At 67.0% G+C, this 15,957-nt stretch carries 17 protein-coding genes; 7 read left to right on the forward strand and 10 right to left on the reverse strand.

The genetic code is table 11. From position 1 onward, the window contains the following. Positions 1–9: 9 nt before the first annotated feature. From G6N51_RS03890 to G6N51_RS03900, 3 genes are read right to left on the reverse strand one after another with little or no spacing between them, the layout of a single operon-like run. On the reverse strand, positions 10–558 hold the full coding sequence (locus tag G6N51_RS03890; RefSeq protein WP_083173075.1) for a YceI family protein: 549 nt from the start codon (positions 556–558) through the stop codon (positions 10–12). Positions 559–571: 13 nt separating this feature from the next. Further along, positions 572–1,585: an alcohol dehydrogenase catalytic domain-containing protein gene (locus G6N51_RS03895; RefSeq protein ID WP_083173076.1), complete on the reverse strand. Its 1,014-nt coding sequence runs from the start codon at positions 1,583–1,585 to the stop codon at positions 572–574. A gap of 24 nt (positions 1,586–1,609) precedes the next feature. After that, positions 1,610–2,881 carry a cytochrome P450 gene (locus G6N51_RS03900; RefSeq protein ID WP_083173077.1) on the reverse strand — a complete coding sequence of 424 codons (1,272 nt, stop codon included), beginning with the start codon at positions 2,879–2,881 and terminating at the stop codon, positions 1,610–1,612. A gap of 211 nt (positions 2,882–3,092) precedes the next feature. On the opposite strand from G6N51_RS03900, the gene G6N51_RS03905 reads away from it, so the two are divergent. From G6N51_RS03905 to G6N51_RS03915, 3 genes are read left to right on the forward strand one after another with little or no spacing between them, the layout of a single operon-like run. Further along, positions 3,093–3,491: a hypothetical protein gene (locus tag G6N51_RS03905; protein ID WP_083173078.1), complete on the forward strand. Its 399-nt coding sequence runs from the start codon at positions 3,093–3,095 to the stop codon at positions 3,489–3,491. A gap of 11 nt (positions 3,492–3,502) precedes the next feature. Next, positions 3,503–3,793: a hypothetical protein gene (locus G6N51_RS03910; RefSeq protein ID WP_083173079.1), complete on the forward strand. Its 291-nt coding sequence runs from the start codon at positions 3,503–3,505 to the stop codon at positions 3,791–3,793. 56 nt (positions 3,794–3,849) lie between these two features. Next, the gene (locus G6N51_RS03915; RefSeq protein WP_083173080.1) at positions 3,850–4,077 is read left to right on the forward strand and encodes an Rv1893 family protein; all 228 of its coding nucleotides are present in this window, start codon (positions 3,850–3,852) and stop codon (positions 4,075–4,077) included. A gap of 6 nt (positions 4,078–4,083) precedes the next feature. Here the strand turns inward: G6N51_RS03915 and G6N51_RS03920 are convergent, their stop codons facing one another. The 5 genes from G6N51_RS03920 to G6N51_RS03940 all read right to left on the reverse strand — a co-directional run bounded on the left by G6N51_RS03920 (position 4,084) and on the right by G6N51_RS03940 (position 9,549). Continuing rightward, entirely contained in the window at positions 4,084–5,214 is a 1,131-nt protein-coding gene (locus tag G6N51_RS03920; RefSeq protein WP_067276101.1) for a nitronate monooxygenase, read from the reverse strand. Between the two features lie 114 nt (positions 5,215–5,328). Next, a complete protein-coding gene (locus G6N51_RS03925; protein WP_083173118.1) occupies positions 5,329–5,793 on the reverse strand; it encodes a hypothetical protein in 465 nt (154 codons plus the stop codon). Between the two features lie 475 nt (positions 5,794–6,268). Further along, positions 6,269–6,829 carry a GreA/GreB family elongation factor gene (locus G6N51_RS03930; RefSeq protein WP_408632571.1) on the reverse strand — a complete coding sequence of 187 codons (561 nt, stop codon included), beginning with the start codon at positions 6,827–6,829 and terminating at the stop codon, positions 6,269–6,271. A 428-nt stretch (positions 6,830–7,257) separates the two neighbouring features. Beyond that, positions 7,258–7,908 (reverse strand): Rv1733c family protein, encoded by a 651-nt coding sequence (locus G6N51_RS03935; protein WP_142275055.1) that lies wholly within the window; start codon positions 7,906–7,908, stop codon positions 7,258–7,260. Between the two features lie 120 nt (positions 7,909–8,028). Then, positions 8,029–9,549 (reverse strand): PucR family transcriptional regulator, encoded by a 1,521-nt coding sequence (locus G6N51_RS03940; protein ID WP_083173081.1) that lies wholly within the window; start codon positions 9,547–9,549, stop codon positions 8,029–8,031. 291 nt (positions 9,550–9,840) lie between these two features. Here G6N51_RS03940 and G6N51_RS03945 point away from each other — a divergent pair, with 291 nt between their 5' ends. Together G6N51_RS03945 and G6N51_RS03950 are read left to right on the forward strand one after the other, a co-directional pair. Continuing rightward, complete coding sequence (locus G6N51_RS03945; protein WP_083173082.1) at positions 9,841–11,772, forward strand: flavin-containing monooxygenase; 1,932 nt, start codon at positions 9,841–9,843, stop codon at positions 11,770–11,772. Between the two features lie 10 nt (positions 11,773–11,782). Next, complete coding sequence (locus tag G6N51_RS03950; RefSeq protein WP_083173083.1) at positions 11,783–12,808, forward strand: alcohol dehydrogenase catalytic domain-containing protein; 1,026 nt, start codon at positions 11,783–11,785, stop codon at positions 12,806–12,808. A 38-nt stretch (positions 12,809–12,846) separates the two neighbouring features. On the opposite strand, the gene G6N51_RS03955 is transcribed toward G6N51_RS03950, so the two are convergent. After that, positions 12,847–13,758 carry a class I SAM-dependent methyltransferase gene (locus tag G6N51_RS03955; protein ID WP_083173084.1) on the reverse strand — a complete coding sequence of 304 codons (912 nt, stop codon included), beginning with the start codon at positions 13,756–13,758 and terminating at the stop codon, positions 12,847–12,849. 66 nt (positions 13,759–13,824) lie between these two features. Beyond that, the gene (dtd, locus tag G6N51_RS03960) at positions 13,825–14,256 is read right to left on the reverse strand and encodes a D-aminoacyl-tRNA deacylase (protein ID WP_083173085.1); all 432 of its coding nucleotides are present in this window, start codon (positions 14,254–14,256) and stop codon (positions 13,825–13,827) included. A gap of 51 nt (positions 14,257–14,307) precedes the next feature. Here dtd and G6N51_RS03965 point away from each other — a divergent pair, with 51 nt between their 5' ends. Together G6N51_RS03965 and G6N51_RS03970 are read left to right on the forward strand one after the other, a co-directional pair. Beyond that, complete coding sequence (locus G6N51_RS03965; protein WP_083173086.1) at positions 14,308–14,613, forward strand: MTH1187 family thiamine-binding protein; 306 nt, start codon at positions 14,308–14,310, stop codon at positions 14,611–14,613. A 73-nt stretch (positions 14,614–14,686) separates the two neighbouring features. Continuing rightward, positions 14,687–15,955, forward strand: coding sequence for a competence/damage-inducible protein A (locus G6N51_RS03970; RefSeq protein ID WP_456299254.1), 1,269 nt, complete (start codon positions 14,687–14,689; stop codon positions 15,953–15,955). Positions 15,956–15,957 lie beyond the last annotated feature (2 nt).

Genomic DNA, 15,957 nt, shown 5'->3' on the forward strand with positions numbered 1-15,957 from the left:
GCCGGCGGCTCAGGCGTCTTTCGCATGAGTCGCGATGAAGGACACCGAAACGTCGTCGGCGACCTGGAGCGAACCCATCAGCAGTGAGTACGGCTTGACACCGTAATCCGTTTGCCGAACCGTGGATTCGACCGTCATCCGCCACGCGTCACCAAGATCTTCGGTGCGCACATCGACGACGTGCGTTCGGGACTTGCCGCGGATGTGCAGCTTGCCGGTCAGACGGTACCCGTCGGCGGCCTTCTCGATGGTCTCTGCGGCATAACGGATCTCGGGAAACCTGCCAGCGTCCAACGACTTCAACGCGTTCGATTTCACCACGGCCTTTTCCGGGCCGGACAGGCCCTTGACCCCACCCTCGCCGCGCACCACCTCGAGAGAGCCGACCTCGACGGCCAACTCCGCGCTGAGCGGTTCGGCGCCCGCCCAAGCCACCGTGACCTCCCAGCGCGTCATCGCGATGGTGAGCCGATGGCCCATCCGCGCTGCCCTGCCGGTGACGCCGGTGCGGATCGACAACTCACCGTCGGATGGGGTGAGGGTCCATAGCTCGCTCACGGACGGAATGCCATCACATCGTCAACACCGTGCGGTAGTGCGCGCGGCCCTCTTCCAACGCCGCGTAGCCCTCGACGGCCTGCGCGAGCGGCAACTCCTCGACCCAGGCCCGGACACCGGACAGGACCGCGAAATGCATGGTGTCTTCAACGTCTTTCGCCGTGCCGGAGGGATGACCGATCACACTGAGCCCCGGGGTGATCAATTGGACCGGGCTGATCGGCAGCGGATCGGGGGTCACGCCGATGGTCACCAGTTCGCCCTGAGGCGCCAGACCGCCGACCGTGTCGGCCATGGCCTGCGAGTTGCCCGCGGTGCCCAGGACGACGGTCGCCCCGCCCAGCGCCTGCAGCGCCTCGGACACGTCACGCCTGGTGGAGTCGATGTAGTGGTGGGCGCCCAATTTCCTTGCGTCCTCGGCCTTGCCGGTGCCGCGCGCGATCGCGATCGTCTCGAATCCCATCGCGCGGGCGAACTGCAGGCCAAGGTGGCCGAGCCCGCCGACGCCGAGGATCGCCACCCGATCACCGGGCAACGCCTTGGTGTGGCGCAGCGCGTTGTAGGTCGTGACGCCCGCGCAGCCCATCGGCGCGGCCTCGACATCGGAGAGCTCCGACGGAATGCGTGCCAGCGAGCTGACCGGTACCGTCACCGACTCCGCGTACCCGCCGGGGTAGTGCCAGCTCGGCACCTTACCGTTCGCGCAGTGGATGAAAATCCCCTTGCGGCACGGATCGCAGTGATAACAGCAGCCGCCGAACCAGCCCACCGCCACCCGGTCGCCGACCGCGAACCCTTCGACGCCGTCGCCGAGTTCGGCAATCCTCCCGGCGATTTCGTGCCCCGGGGTCAACGGCCACGACATGTTCGGAAAGCCGCCGTTCACGAAGGCACGGTCGGTGCCGCATATCCCACACGCGGTGACCGCTATCCGCACCTCGTCACGACCGGGCGGCGCTGTTTCGACATCGGCGAGCTCGAGTGGGCCGCCCACGGACTGGATCCGGACGGCTTGATGTGTCGGCATTGGCTTAGCCTAGTGCGCCACAGGTCATTTCGCCGCGCCGGCGGTGTGGTAGTCGACCTGCCAGTGCTTGATCCCATTGAGCCAGCCCGACCGGAGCCGCTCCGGCTTTCCGATCGACTCCAGGTTGGGGATGCCGTCGGCGATCGCGTTGAACATCAGGTCGATGGTCATCCGCGCCAGGTTCGCCCCGATGCAGTAGTGCGCACCGGTGCCACCGAATCCCACGTGCGGGTTGGGGTCGCGCAGGATGTTGAAGGTGAACGGGTCGTCGAACACGTCCTCGTCGAAATTGGCGGAGCGGTAGACCATGACCACCCGCTGCCCCTTCTTGATCTGCACGCCCGACAGTTCGTAGTCCTGAAGCGCGGTGCGCTGGAAGGACGTCACCGGGGTGGCCCACCGGACGATCTCGTCGGCCGCGCTGGCGGGACGCTCCCGCTTGAACAGCTCCCACTGATCGGGGAAATCGGTGAAGGCCATCATGCCCTGGGTGATGGAGTTGCGGGTGGTCTCGTTGCCGGCCACCGCGAGCAGGATCACGAAGAAACCGAACTCGTCGTCGGACAGCTTGTGGCCGTCGATGTCGGCCTGGACCAGCTTGGTGACCAGGTCATCGCCCGGATTCTTGGCCCGCTCGGCGGCCATCTGCATGCCGTACATGATGAGTTCGACGGACGCGGTCATGGCGTCGTTGCTGGCGAACTCGGGGTCCTGGTCACCGACCATTTCGTTGGACCAGTGGAAAAGCTTCTTGCGGTCTTCCTGGGGCACGCCCATCAACCCGGCGATGGCCTGCAACGGCAGCTCGCACGACACCTGCTCGACGAAGTCACCGCGCCCCTCGGCGGCCGCTTCCTCCACGATGCGCCGGGCGCGCTCGGCGAGGTCGCCGCGCAGGCGCTCGATGGCTCGGGGGGTGAAGGCGCGCGAGATGATCTTGCGCAGCCGGGTGTGTTGGGGTGCATCCATATTGAGCAGGACGAACTTGCCGCGTTCGACCTGCTCGCCGACCGTGCCGTCCTTGTAGCGTGGCAGCGCGGTCTTCTGCAGGCTGGAGAACACGTCGCTGCGCAGCGAAACCTCTTTGACGTCCTTGTGCTTGGACACCACCCAGAAGCCGCCGTCGTCGAATCCGCCCGCCCCCATCGGCTGCTCGTTCCACCAGATCGGCGCGGTTCGGCGCAGCTCGGCCAGCTCTTCAACCGGCAGCCGCTCGGCGTGGACGTCCGGGTCGGTGAAGTCGAATCCGGGCGGAAGGTTGGGGACCGGCTTGGCGGTTGGCTCGACGGTTGGCATGGCCCGCTCCTCGATGACGAAGTGGTCTAGTCGTCTTTGTGCAAATAAACCATTGCCGCACCACGGTTGGGAAGCATTGAGGCAAGATCGCCGGGGCCGAATTGGAACGTGTTCAGCGTTCCGCGCCCGGCCGGCCGATACGGTCTTGTGGCGGGCACCCCGATGGATATGCTTTGGTGCAGGTCACCGGCGACGACAGGCGGGGTGGAACATGATTCGGGAACTGCTCAGCGCCGCTTCTGTAGCGGGCATCGCGATTGGCATGGCGCCGTGCGCGGCCGCGGGGTACGACGGCGACGTGCCGGGCATGAATTATCAGGCGTCGCTGGGCGCGCCGTGCGACAACTACGAGCGCTTCATCTTCGGTCGAGGCCCCAGCGGCCAGGCCGAGGCGTGCCACTTCCCGCCGCCCAACCAGTTCCCTGCGGCCACCACCGGGTACTGGGTCATCTCGTACCCGCTGTACGGCGTGCAGCAGGCGGGGGCGAAGTGCCCCGGGCCGCAGGCGGCGGCGCAGTCCGATCGCGGGCTGCCCATGCTGTGCCTAGGGGAGCGGGGTTGGCAAGAGGGATGGTTCACCGGGGCGGGGTTCTTCCCGCCGGCCGGATGACCGGCTGAGCCATGGAGGACAGCCGGCCGGGTGAGACCCCGGTCCCGCGCTGGCTGCGGTTCGTCCTCGCGTCCGATCGTGCCGGCTCGGCGTGGTACATCGGGACGGGCTTCTTCTTCGCGCCGGTTCTCGCCGTGCTGTCGCCGTGGCCCAGCATCACCGCGGTGCTGTGGGGGATCATCGGGGTGGCCGGGCTGTGGCTCGGCCTGCTGGGCATCGCGATGGCCGTCGGGCTGGCCCGAATCTTGCGGTCCGGCGCCGAGGTCCCCGAATCCTATTGGCGCACCTTGGTGAACTACTAGCGCAGCCCGGCCGGGCTAGAGTCATAGCAACCGTCCTGCGACTAGAGGAGATCGAGATGGGCTTCACCCCGAAGGATGCGGTCGACGCGGCCAGGGATATCGCGACCAACGCGGTCGAAAAGGCTTCCGACATCGTGGAACACGCCAGCGACATCATCCGTGGCGACATCGCCGGCGGCGCCAGCGGCATCGTTCAGAACTCGATCGACATCGGCACGTACGCGGTGGACCGCACCAAAGAGATGCTCACCGGCCGCGACGAGGTCGACGACGACGAAATCTAGCGGCCCTCAGACGGAGGCGGCCTCGTTGAGCTCGTCGAGCCTGTTGGTCGCCTCCAGGTATTCCTGCACCCAGCGCTCGATGACCGTCGCCGTCTTCTCCACCTTGGTGAACTGGCCGACGACCTGACCGACCGGGTTGAACGCGACGTCCACGCTCTCGTTCGGGTACCGGTTCGTTGCCCGCACCGCCATGCCGGACACCATGTACTGCAGCGGCATGCCGAGCGGCTTCGGGTTGTCCGGCTGCTCCCACGCTTCGGTCCAGTCGTTACGCAACATGCGGGCCGGCTTGCCGGTGAACGACCGGCTGCGCACGGTGTCGCGGCTGCCCGCCTTCACGTACGCCTGCTGCTGAACCGGGGTGTTCGAGGATTCCTCGACCATCAGCCACTGCGAGCCCGTCCACGCCCCTTGGGCACCCAGCGCCAGTGCCGCCGCGATCTGCTGACCGCTGCCGATACCGCCGGCCGCCAACACCGGCACCGGGGCGACCTCCTTGACCACCTGCGGCCACAACACGATGGAGCCCACCTCGCCGCAGTGCCCGCCCGCCTCGCCGCCCTGGGCGATGATGATGTCGACGCCGGCGTCGGCGTGCTTGCGTGCCTGCGACGGCGAGCCGCACAGCGCGGCCACCTTGAGTCCGGCGTCGTGGATGTGCTTGATCATGTCCGCCGGCGGGGTGCCGAGCGCGTTGGCGATCATCTTCACTTTGGGATGCTTGAGCGCCACCTCGACCTGAGGCGTGGCGGTCGCCTCGGTCCAACCGAGGAGCTGCAGGCTGTCGCCGTCGCTGTCCTCGATCGGCACGCCGTGGTCGGCGAGGATCTTCTTGCCGAAGTCCAGGTGCTCTTGGGGCACCATCTTGCGCAGCGTTTCGGCCAGCTCTTCGGCGGACAGGTGCGAGTCCATCCCCTCGTACTTGTTGGGAATGACGATGTCGACCCCGTACGGGTGGTCGCCGATGTTCTCGTCGATCCAGTTGAGCTCGATCTCGAGCTGCTCCGGGGTGAAGCCGACCGCGCCGAGCACGCCGAACCCCCCGGCCTTGCTGACCGCGACCACGACATCACGACAGTGGGTGAACGCGAAGATCGGAAACTCGATACCTAGCTCATCGCAGATGGCGGTGTGCATGCCTACTCCTGGGACCCGGCCGAATTGAAACGTGTTCTAGTTTAGTACGGACCCCATTGACGTGGCCAGCGGGTCCTGACCTGCGTTTCGTCACTACGACCCGTCGCTGGCTGCTCAGACTGCCGCGCTGTGGGCAACCCACAGCACCACGAACGCGAACATGCAGCCGGCGCACACGAGATGATCCCGGCAGACCGACCTGGCCAGCCGCGCCTGCTCGGGCGCATCGTCCACCCGGCGCCCGAGTCGCACCGCGTCGGGAACCGTTTGCGTCAAGGCCAGCATGATCGGAATCCCCGCGAGGACGGCCGAGAGCACCAGCAGCCACCACGGTTCCAGGCCGCGGGCGGACTGGAAGGTCAACGCTGCCAACAGGATCACCATGACGAGGGCGATGAGCCGGTTCATCGGGCGGGACGTGGTGGTGGCGCGGTGGTAGTAAGCCGCGACGGATGCGAGCACGGGCTCGGGCAGATCGGCCGGCGCAGAACGAAACCGGAGAACCTGCACGTCGAATATCAGATCCATCCACAAGACGGCGAGCAGGAACCCGGCGCAGGCCGTGAGCAACGAGGCCATGACGCTCCTCCATCTCCGGCTCACTGGGAGCACTCCCTCGACGTGAATCCATTGTTTCTCAGGACCGTGTCGAAGTGGAATCAGCTTGGCCTCGTTCTCGATGCGCACCGCCACGTTCACGCGCCACGACACGTTTCGTGGTGCCGCCCCGTCGTAGACGGCAGCCCCGACTGCAGGCGTACCCGGTGCGACCGCCGCGCGTGCACCAGCAGCCCAGCTGTGGGGGACATTGGGCACCATCGATTTCGTCGGCGACTACATTCGCCCGTACGCAACGGCCATCATGAGGCCGATCACCGCCATCAGAAGAAACACCATCGCCACCGGGTCGATTAGTTCGAACATCATGCGATCACCACTGCCTCGGCGGGGCCGTCAGCCATATAAGATTGAACGGCTGGTGAATGCCAATATGCGGCGTATATGGTTGTGGCACATCATAAATGACGCCTGGTCGCTGATGTCGCCACCCGATCTACGCCGCGACGCGATGTCGTTGACGCCTACTTCGTTCCGGCTGCTTGTCCGTCGTTGTGGTGGCCCCTGGTGCCCGAGGGTCACCGTTGCGTCGCGGTGGCGGCCAGTGGCCGGGGTTTTTCGCCACGTACATCTCGTAGGGCACGGCCTCTAGCAGCGTCACCAGCCGTCCCCTCTCGTCGGGGAGCGGGTAGATGCGCTGCTCGCCAGGACGTGCGCCAGCGATCGCGTGGCCCAGCGGCGACAGCGTCGAGTAGACCGTGACGTCGGCGCCCTCGCCGAAACGCCGGCCGAGCAGGAAGGTTTCCGTCTCGCCGGAGGCGTCGTAGCGGATGGTAAGAACCATGCCCGGTTCGGCGATGCGGGCGCCGACGGCGTCCTCACCGACGACTGCGTTGGTCAGCAGATCCTGAATCTCGCATATGCGTGCTCGTCGCGCCGGGTAGCCCGCGACGAGATTCGCGTCATAATCCATGAAGTCGTCGGGAACTTCGATACTGCGCCGCGAGCGCAGCGCGGCGAGCTCATTGTGCAGTCGCGCGTAGTCCCGTCGCGTCATCCAGATGCGTTCGGTACTAGTCATTTTCATTTTGAGTGGTGTCCTTTCTCTTGTCGAGGAGTGTCGTCAGGGGCGGGCCCAATGCGGGCAGCCGCCACTGACGACTCGCAGGGCCCGTGGTGGGCAAATTCCGGCGCGTTTGAACCCGCGGCTATCGCGAGGTGTCAGCGTCCGTTTTCGGTGCAGCGGGTCGAACTCGCGCAGGGGCTTCGGGTTGCCTGTTCGGCGTGAACTTTGGTCGTCAATTCCCATGGTGGCGTGAATGGAAGCTGCAGTGTTTGCCAGAACCGGACAACACCGCGGTGGTCGATTGTCGCCATCCGACAACGCGGATGTCGTGATCGTGGCCTGGAAGCCGATACTGCGAATCTCGGGCTCGCCCCGGACGCCGCGGCGGGGAAGTCGCGGCGACGAAACGGGTAGTGGGTTTAGCGCTGGTTGGTGCGCCCGTCGCCGTCAACGACCAGATTGTCGAAGCTTTTTTGCCATTGCGCGTGGCGGGCCCGGTTAAAGGCCGCCCGGGTACCGGCGACCAGCACGCCTGCCGCGATGGCCACGCTGAACCAGGTCAATAATGCGGCCGCCACTGCCTCGTCGCCGGCGGTGGCGGGGGGTGGGCCGACATGCGAACCGTCTTCACCCACCCAGATGTCAATCGAATCACCGATGTTGACTCCCCGAGGCGCCGACACTGCGCCGGTGTGTTCGGTCCCGCCATCAACCCATCGGGCAAGTACGGTAATAGTCGGTCCTAGCGATTCGTGGTAGGCGACCTTGAGGCTGGTGACTGTCCCAGTGACCACGCGGCTGATCTGGGCCCGCTCGGCGTATTGGCGGCTGCGGGAGTCGTAGACCACGGTGCCCACGGCGGCGGCGATCGGCACGGCGACGACCGAGATGACCACGGCCAGCACCACAACGAGCGCCTCGACTCGATCTCTGATGCGTACCAGTGGGTTGAAGCCAAATAGTTGCGCAAATCGCCACCGCGGCAAGCGCACGGTAAAGGTGTCCAGCGCCGTATCTTCGTCCGACCGATGGCTCGTCGGCCGGCCACAATTGGGATGCGGGATAGTCATTGGTTGATTCCTGTCGGCGGGTCGCTATGGCTTCATCGTGGCGTGGGTGGGCCCGGCAGGCTTTGCGGAAACTCAACAATGGCGTCGCGGCCTTTTGTTGCATTTCGATAGCGTCGACGGTTAATCGTTGTCCGCGACCGCGAGGTCGATCATCATGGCCAGCCGCTTTCGGGCGTCGTCCAACGGCAGCTCGGTGATTTCGGCCATCTTGCGTAGCCGGTATCGCACCGTGTTTTCGTGTACTCCCAAACGCCGACCGGCCTCGACCGGGTCGCCCTGGGCCTCCAGCCAGCCCCGCAGTGTCGCCACGTAGTCGGTCTCGTTGGCGCGGTCGTGGCGACGCAGCTCGGCCACCGGTCCACGGTCGGGGGACCGGCCTGACCGCGACCCGATGCGCAGCCGCTGCAGCAGGATTTCATCCCATGACTCGTCGTAAGCAGGAGGCGTGGCCCGCGACGTCGCCTCGTGCAGCGCGAGGCACTCGTCGGCCTCGTGGCGGGCGGCTGCGAGGTCCGCCACCTCGGCTACCCCGCTGATGCCGGCCAACACGGTTACCCGCTCGGGTAGGGCTGCCCGCAAGCCGGTGATCCAGCGTCGGGCCGTCATTACCTGGTCGCCGGGAAGCACGGTGTAGACGGTGTTGCCTGCCAAGGCGCTGCGGCCTGGACGTGACCAACCGAACCCGGTGGTGGCGCGCTCGAACGCCAACAGAAGAGGGGCATCGCGTTCGGCGCTGGTGAACGCCTGGAGTGCGATCACCCGCAACTGACTGTGCGGCAGGCCCAGCCTGCTGGCCAGCGTGGCGGCGTCAGCGGAGCCCTCCAACAACCGGATCACCAGTTCGGACTCGACCTGGCGCTCCAGGTCCGCGCTGGCTCGTGACCGCAGCAGATGCAAGGCCACCGTGTGCGCGCCGTCGGCCAAGGCGGTGAGCGCGACCCCGTCCAGCGGCGCCGAGCACGCGACCCACACCGACCCGAGGAGTTCTCGTCCCGAGCGCACCGCCACCACCATCCGGCCGGTCATCCCCTGCTCGGTGTCCTCGGCGACAAACAGTGGATCGTCGGAGACCGCCAGGTGCGCGAAGACCCCGCGGGCCTCGAATAATGCGCGCAGCTGTTCCGGTGCCTGTCGTTCCAGGATTGTCGCGACCCGCGCAGAGTCCGCGTCCTGCTGTTGCCGCGAATACGCCAGCACCCGCAACAGCCGATCGTGGATGACCAGTGCACCGCCGATGGCGTCGGCCAAACTGTCCGCCAGCGCGAACAAATCGGTGGGACCACGACCGGACTCTGTCTCACGGCCCTCTAGCACCAGCCCATAGACGACCGCCGCCACCTCGCTCCAGGCCATCTCCTCGTCGACAACCATGATCGCGAGGTCGGACGCACCGGCGAAGGTCATCTCTTGGCCGTCGCCGCGCAGTAGCACCACGGTGGCCCGAGCCGAGGTTGCCCAATGCACAGCTTGGGTCACCGTGTCGGCACCGATGGCCAACAAGACATCGCCGACGACGGCGCGGCTACCGACGGACTCGTGGATGACGACGCTGCGCAATTCCGTCGACCGCGGCACAGATGACCATTTAAGGCGGACTCCGTAATCGCCCAACACATTCACTAAGCGGTCCAACGTGATCACAAGCCGCTCCCCATACCGTCGACCGTAGCGACATTTCGGTGGCCGTTACGGAACTCTGGACACGAGACATCACCGGCGACGGCTCTCACCTGATTGGTGGCGAGCCGCATTATGGATTAACGGCAAGAACCACATAGGCGGCGAGTGCGCAAGACGCAGGGACGAGGACGCTGACGCGCCGTAGCGATCGGGCTATTGATCCGCTCCCTCGCCAGCGGGTAGCGTAGTGCTGCCAATTACGACACCGCTGGTAGCGTAATTGCGGCCCCGTTCACCGAGAGGATCGGCTCGATGCGCAGCGCCTATGCCGGCGTTCCCTTCACCACGTCGACGGCGGAGATCGAGGCCGCCCTGGCCGATGTCAGCATTCCGACGCTGCTGCTCTCGCTCGTGCACATCACCGGCGACCCGCGCTTCATCCGCGACTTCAAGCAGATGGGAGTCTTCCTCAACGAGATCCAGGGGTTCATGTCCGAGGAGGACAAGGCGCGCGCCAGGGCGGCGGCCTTGCCGGTGATCACCGACTACCGCGACCGCGGTTGCCCCGAGCCGCGGCCACTCAGCCTCGACCTTATCCGGGAGATGATGGACTGGGCGGCCTGCGAGCACGTGACCGACGACTACCTGCCCCTGGTCCTGGAAGAGATGGACCTCGACGCCGTCGATCCGCGCCGCCCGCCGGCCCTGCCGCCCGAAAGCGCCGCCGACGTCCCGGTTCTCGTCGTCGGCTGTGGCGAATCGGGCATCCTGGCCGGAATCCGGCTCAAGCAGGCCAACATTCCCTTCACCATCGTGGAGAAGAACCCCGGGCCGGGTGGAACCTGGTGGGAGAACAGCTATCCCGGCGCCCGCGTCGACGTGGCCAACCACTTCTACTGCTACAGCTTCGAACCCAACAACGACTGGACACACTTCTTCGCGGAGCAACACGAGCTCCAGGACTATTTCACCAAGGTCATGGATAAGCACGACCTGGCCGGGCACGTGCAGTGGAACACGGAAGTGCTGGCCGCCGAGTGGGTCGACGACGACGCGACCTGGAGAATCCGGCTGCGCGGCGCCGGCGGCCGGACGCGCACGGTACGCGCCCGCGCGCTGATCACCGCGGTCGGTCAGTTGAACCGGCCCAACATTCCCGACCTCGACGGGGCCGAGACGTTCGCGGGCCCTTCGTTCCATTCCGCCGCATGGGATCACTCCGTCGATGTGGGCGGCAAGCGCGTCGCGCTGGTCGGCGCCGGCGCCAGCGGTTTCCAGATCGCCCCCGCGATCGCCCCGAAAGTCGAGCACCTCACGGTGTTTCAGCGAACCGCGCAGTGGATGTTCCCCAACCCGATGTATCACGACGAGGTCGGCGAAGGCATGCGCTGGGCGATGCGCCACCTGCCGTACTACGGACGGTGGTACCGCTTCCTCGTGCTCTGGCCCGGCTCCGACAAGGGCCTGGACGCCGCGGAGGGCGATCCGGACTATGCCGACCAGGACCATGCCGTGAGCGACATCAACGCGGCCGCCCAGATGATGTTCTCCCAGTGGATCACCAGTCAGGTCGGTGAAGGGGACGAGCTGCTGAGCAAGGTGATGCCCGACTATCCGGCCTGCGGCAAACGGACCCTGCAGGACAACGGCAGCTGGCTGCAAACGCTGCAACGAGACAACGTGGAACTGGTGCGCACACCGATCCGGCGCATCACGCCCCGTGGCATCGTCACGGAAGACGGTGTGACGCACGAGGTCGACATCATCGTGTACGCCACCGGTTTCCGGCACACCGACGTGCTGCGGCCGCTGGAGATCACCGGCCGCGACGGGGTCGACCTGCACCAGTTGTGGGGGAGCCGGCCGTACGCCTACCTCGGCATCACCGTGCCGAAGTTCCCCAACTTTTTCATCATCTACGGGCCCGGGACCCACCTGGCGCACGGGGGCAGCCTGATCTTTCAGTCCGAACTGCAGATGCGCTACATCGACCAGTGCCTGGCGCGGCTGGCCGACACGGACGTGCACTCGCTGGAACCCAAGCCCGAGGCCGCCACCGATTGGCATGAGCGCACCCAGACCCAGATCAAGAAGATGGTGTGGGCGCACCCCGCGGTCAAACACTCCTACTTCAAGAACGCCGACGGGGAGATCCACACCGTCAGTCCTTGGCGCCTCAACGAGTACTGGGCCGCGGTGCGCGAACCCGACTGGTCACAATTCGTCGTACGGCGAAGGAAGTGAGCGCGCCACCATGCGTACGGTAGTCGCCGACGGGCCACACAGCATCCGGGTCGACACCCGGCCCGATCCCATCCTGCCCGGCCCCGACGGGGCGATCGTCGAGGTCACCGCCGCCGGCATCTGCGGTTCGGATTTGCACTTCTACGAGGCGGATTTCCCGATGCCGGACCCGATAGCGCTGGGCCACGAAGCGATCGGCACCGTCGTGGAAGTCGGCCACGACGTGCGCACGGTCCGGGTGGGCGACCCCGTCATGGTCTCGTCGGTGACCGGGTGCGGCGCCTGCGCCGGGTGCGCCACCCGCGATCCGGTCATGTGCCACAACGGCTTTCAGATCTTCGGCGGGGGTGTGCTCGGCGGCGCCCAGGCCGACCTGCTGGCCGTGCCGGCGGCCGACTTCCAGCTGCTCAAGATGCCGGAAGGTATCAGCACCGAACAAGCACTGTTGCTCACCGACAATCTCGCCACCGGCTGGGCGGCGGCGCAACGCGCCGACATTCCCTACGGCGGCACCGTGGCGGTCATCGGCTTGGGCGCTGTCGGCCTGTGTTCGCTGCGCAGTGCACTGTTTCAAGGGGCCGCAACGGTTTTCGCCGTCGATCGGGTCCAGGGCCGGCTGGACCGCGCCGCCCGGTGGGGAGCGACGCCCGTCAAGGCGCCCGCGCTCGAGACCATCCTCGCGGCCACCGGTGGCCGCGGCGCGGACGCGGTGATCGATGCCGTCGCCACGGACGCGTCGTTGACCGACGCGCTCAACGCGGTACGGCCCGGCGGCACCGTCTCGGTGGTCGGCGTGCACGACATGAATCCGTTCCCGCTCAACGCCCTGGGCTGCCTGATCCGCAGCATCACTCTTCGGATGACGACGGCGCCGGTGCAGCGCACCTGGCCGGAGTTGATCCCGCTGCTGCAGTCCGGGCGCCTCGACGTCGACGGCATCTTCACCACGACGCTGCCGCTGGCGGAGGCGTCCAAGGGCTACGCGACCGCGGCGTCGCGATCGGGCGACGACGTCAAAATCCTGCTGACGCCCTAGCCAGTGCCAGTGGTGACCCGCGCCATGCGGACCACCCCTCACCGCGTCGCCGTGATGTATTGGGACCGCATAAAACTGTCGATCTTGACGTCGACGTCGGGCGGGGTCATCCCGTAACCGGTCTGCAAGTCGAGCGTGTTGCGCACGGGGTCCACCGCCCATCCATGCGCGGCGAGCCGTTCCGCCGGGTCGGTCTGGGGCTCGTAGGTCAGGGCGGAGAAATCGACGTCACCGGACACGTTGACGCCGGGATGCGCCGCCTCCAAGGCCATAAGCTGGTCGTGGTCCAGGCGAGACCCCAGTGCGCCGATGGCAATTCGGCTGCCGGGCGCACTGAGCCCGCTGATCCGGGTGAAGAGCGTGTTCTGGGCCTCGTCGGTCAGGTAGGGCAGCACTCCCTCCACCGACCAGGCGCTCGGCCGTTCCACGTCGAAGCCGGCGGCCTCCAGCGCCCTCGACCAGTCGGCGCGCAGGTCGGCCGCGACCTCGACCCTGGGCGCCTTGGGTTTGGCGCCGTGCCGGGCGAGCACGTGTGCCTTGAATTCCAGCACCTTTGGCAGGTCGATCTCGAAAACCTTTGTGCCCTGCACCCATTCGAGTCGATATGCGCGGGAGTCCAGGCCGGCGGCGACGATCACCGCCTGTCGGATGCCCGCGGCGCCGGCGGCGACGAAGAAGTCGTCGAAGAATCGGGTTTGCACGCCGTAGAGGCGGGGGAAGGCCGTCTCGTCCTCGGAGGTCCCCGGGTTGGCCAGCACCCCCGCCAGATACGGATCCCGCGACGCCTCGATGAAGACTCTCGCGTACTCGTCCCGGACCAGCGGTTGCGGGCTCATGGCATGCAGCGCACGCCATCCGGCAACCAGCAGGGCGGTGTAACCGACGCTGCTGATGATGTCCCAGTTGTCATCGTCGGAACGCAGCGAGCCGAATTCGGGCGTCGTGCTCATGGTCGCCCCTCCCGTCACAAAGCGGCCGAAAAATTCGACGTGTCCAACGTACCCGCAGTCGCGATGTCAGAGCTCCAGCAACACCGTGACCGGGCCGTCGTTGACCAATTCGACCCGCATGTTCGCGCCGAACATCCCGGTCTGGACGTCGGCGCCCAGCCGCCGCAGCGCATCGGCGAACACCGCGACCAGCGGTTCGGCGATCGCGCCCGGAGCGGCGGCGTTCCACGACGGTCGCCGGCCCTTGGCGGTGTCGGCGTACAGGGTGAACTGACTGACCACCAGGATCGGCGCGTTGACGTCGGCGGCGGACCTCTCGTCCGCGAGAATGCGCAGATACCACAGCTTTTCAGCCAGCCGCCGCGCCTTGTCGGAGTCGTCGGTGTGGGTGACGCCGACGAAGGCCAGCAAGCCTTGACCGTCCGGCCGGATGGCGCCCACGACTTCGCCGGCGACCGACACCGTCGCCGACGCGACCCGTTGTACCAAGACCCGCATGGCCCCTGATGCTGCCAGGCCGCCCCCGGACGGGTTGGGTAGGCTCGTTGAGTGTCTGTGCTCGTCGCGTTCTCCGTCACGCCCATGGGTGTGGGCGAGGGCGTCGGCGAGATTGTCGCCGAAGCGGTCCGGGTGGTTCGCGATTCCGGCCTGCCCAACAAGACGGACTCGATGTTCACCGTGATCGAGGGGCAGACCTGGGAAGAAGTGATGACGGTCGTGCAGCGCGCGGTCGAGGCGGTGGCCGCTCGCGCGCCCCGGGTCAGCACGGTGATCAAGGCAGACTGGCGGTCCGGAGTCAGCGACGCGATGACGCAGAAGATCGCCTCCGTCGAGCGCTACCTCGAGGACGGCTAGCCCGCAACGGCGTCCCGCACCGCGATGCCCTGGCTCGGCTCCGCCTTCCGGCCGTGCCAGTAGGCTCATGGCGGTGAGCGCACGCGCAGGCATCGTCGTCACCGGGACCGAAGTTCTCACCGGGCGCGTCCAAGACGCCAACGGTCCGTGGATCGCCGACCGCCTTTTGGAGCTGGGCGTCGAGTTGGCCCACACCACCATCTGCGGCGACCGCCCGGCCGACATCGAGGCGCAGCTGCGCTTCATGGCGCAGCAGGGCATGGACCTCATCGTCACCAGCGGCGGGCTGGGGCCCACCGCCGACGACATGACCGTGGAGGTGGTGGCCCGGTTCTGCGGCCGTGAATTGGTGCTGGACGACGACACCGAGAACAAGATCGCGAACATCCTCAAGAAGCTCATGGCCCGCTTCGAGGGCGTCGACTTCGAAGCGGTGCGCGCCGCCAACCGCAAGCAAGCGATGATTCCCGCCGGAGCGCAGGTGCTCGACCCCGTCGGCACCGCGCCCGGCGTCGTCGTCCCGGGCACGCCGACGGTCATCGTCCTCCCGGGCCCACCGCGGGAGCTGCAGCCGATGTGGAGCCGGGCCATCGAGACACCGGCGGCCCAGCAGGCGATCGCCGGCCGGACGCTCTATCGGCAGGACACCGTGCGCATGTTCGGGCTGCCCGAGTCGGGTCTGGCAGAGACGCTGCGCGACGCCGAGGCATCGGTGCCCGGTTTCGAGTCGCTCGAAATCACCACGTGTCTGCGGCGGGGCGAAGTCGAGATGGTCACGCGCTACGAGCCGGACGCCGCGGCCAGCTACGGGAAGCTGATGCAGCTGGTGCGCGACCGGCACGCTCAGCAGCTCTTCTCCGAAGACGGTTCGACGGTGGACGACCTGGTGGCCCGGGCGCTGGACGGTCGCCGGATCGCGACGGCCGAATCCTGCACGGCGGGGCTGCTGGCTGCTCGGCTGACCGACCGGCCGGGATCGTCGGATTACGTGGCCGGCGCAGTGGTGGCCTATTCGAACGACGCGAAAGCCGAGCTGCTGGGCGTGGACCCGGCGCTGATCGAGTCGCACGGTGCGGTGTCCGAGCCGGTGGCCGAGGCGATGGCGGCCGGCGCGCTGCGCCGGTTCGACGCCGACACCGCCGTCGCGATCACCGGCATCGCCGGCCCGGGCGGAGGCACTCCCGAAAAGCCGGTTGGCACCGTGTGTTTCACGGTTGCGCTCGGGGACGGCCGGAAGGACACCCGCACGTTGCGCCTGCCCGGCAACCGCTCCGACATCCGGGAGCGCTCGACAACGGTGGCGATGCACCTGCTGCGGCGCCTGCTGAGCACCGCCGACTAGCG

It is taken from the genome of Mycobacterium paraseoulense (assembly GCF_010731655.1).
GTDB classification, from domain to species: Bacteria; Actinomycetota; Actinomycetes; order Mycobacteriales; family Mycobacteriaceae; genus Mycobacterium; species Mycobacterium paraseoulense.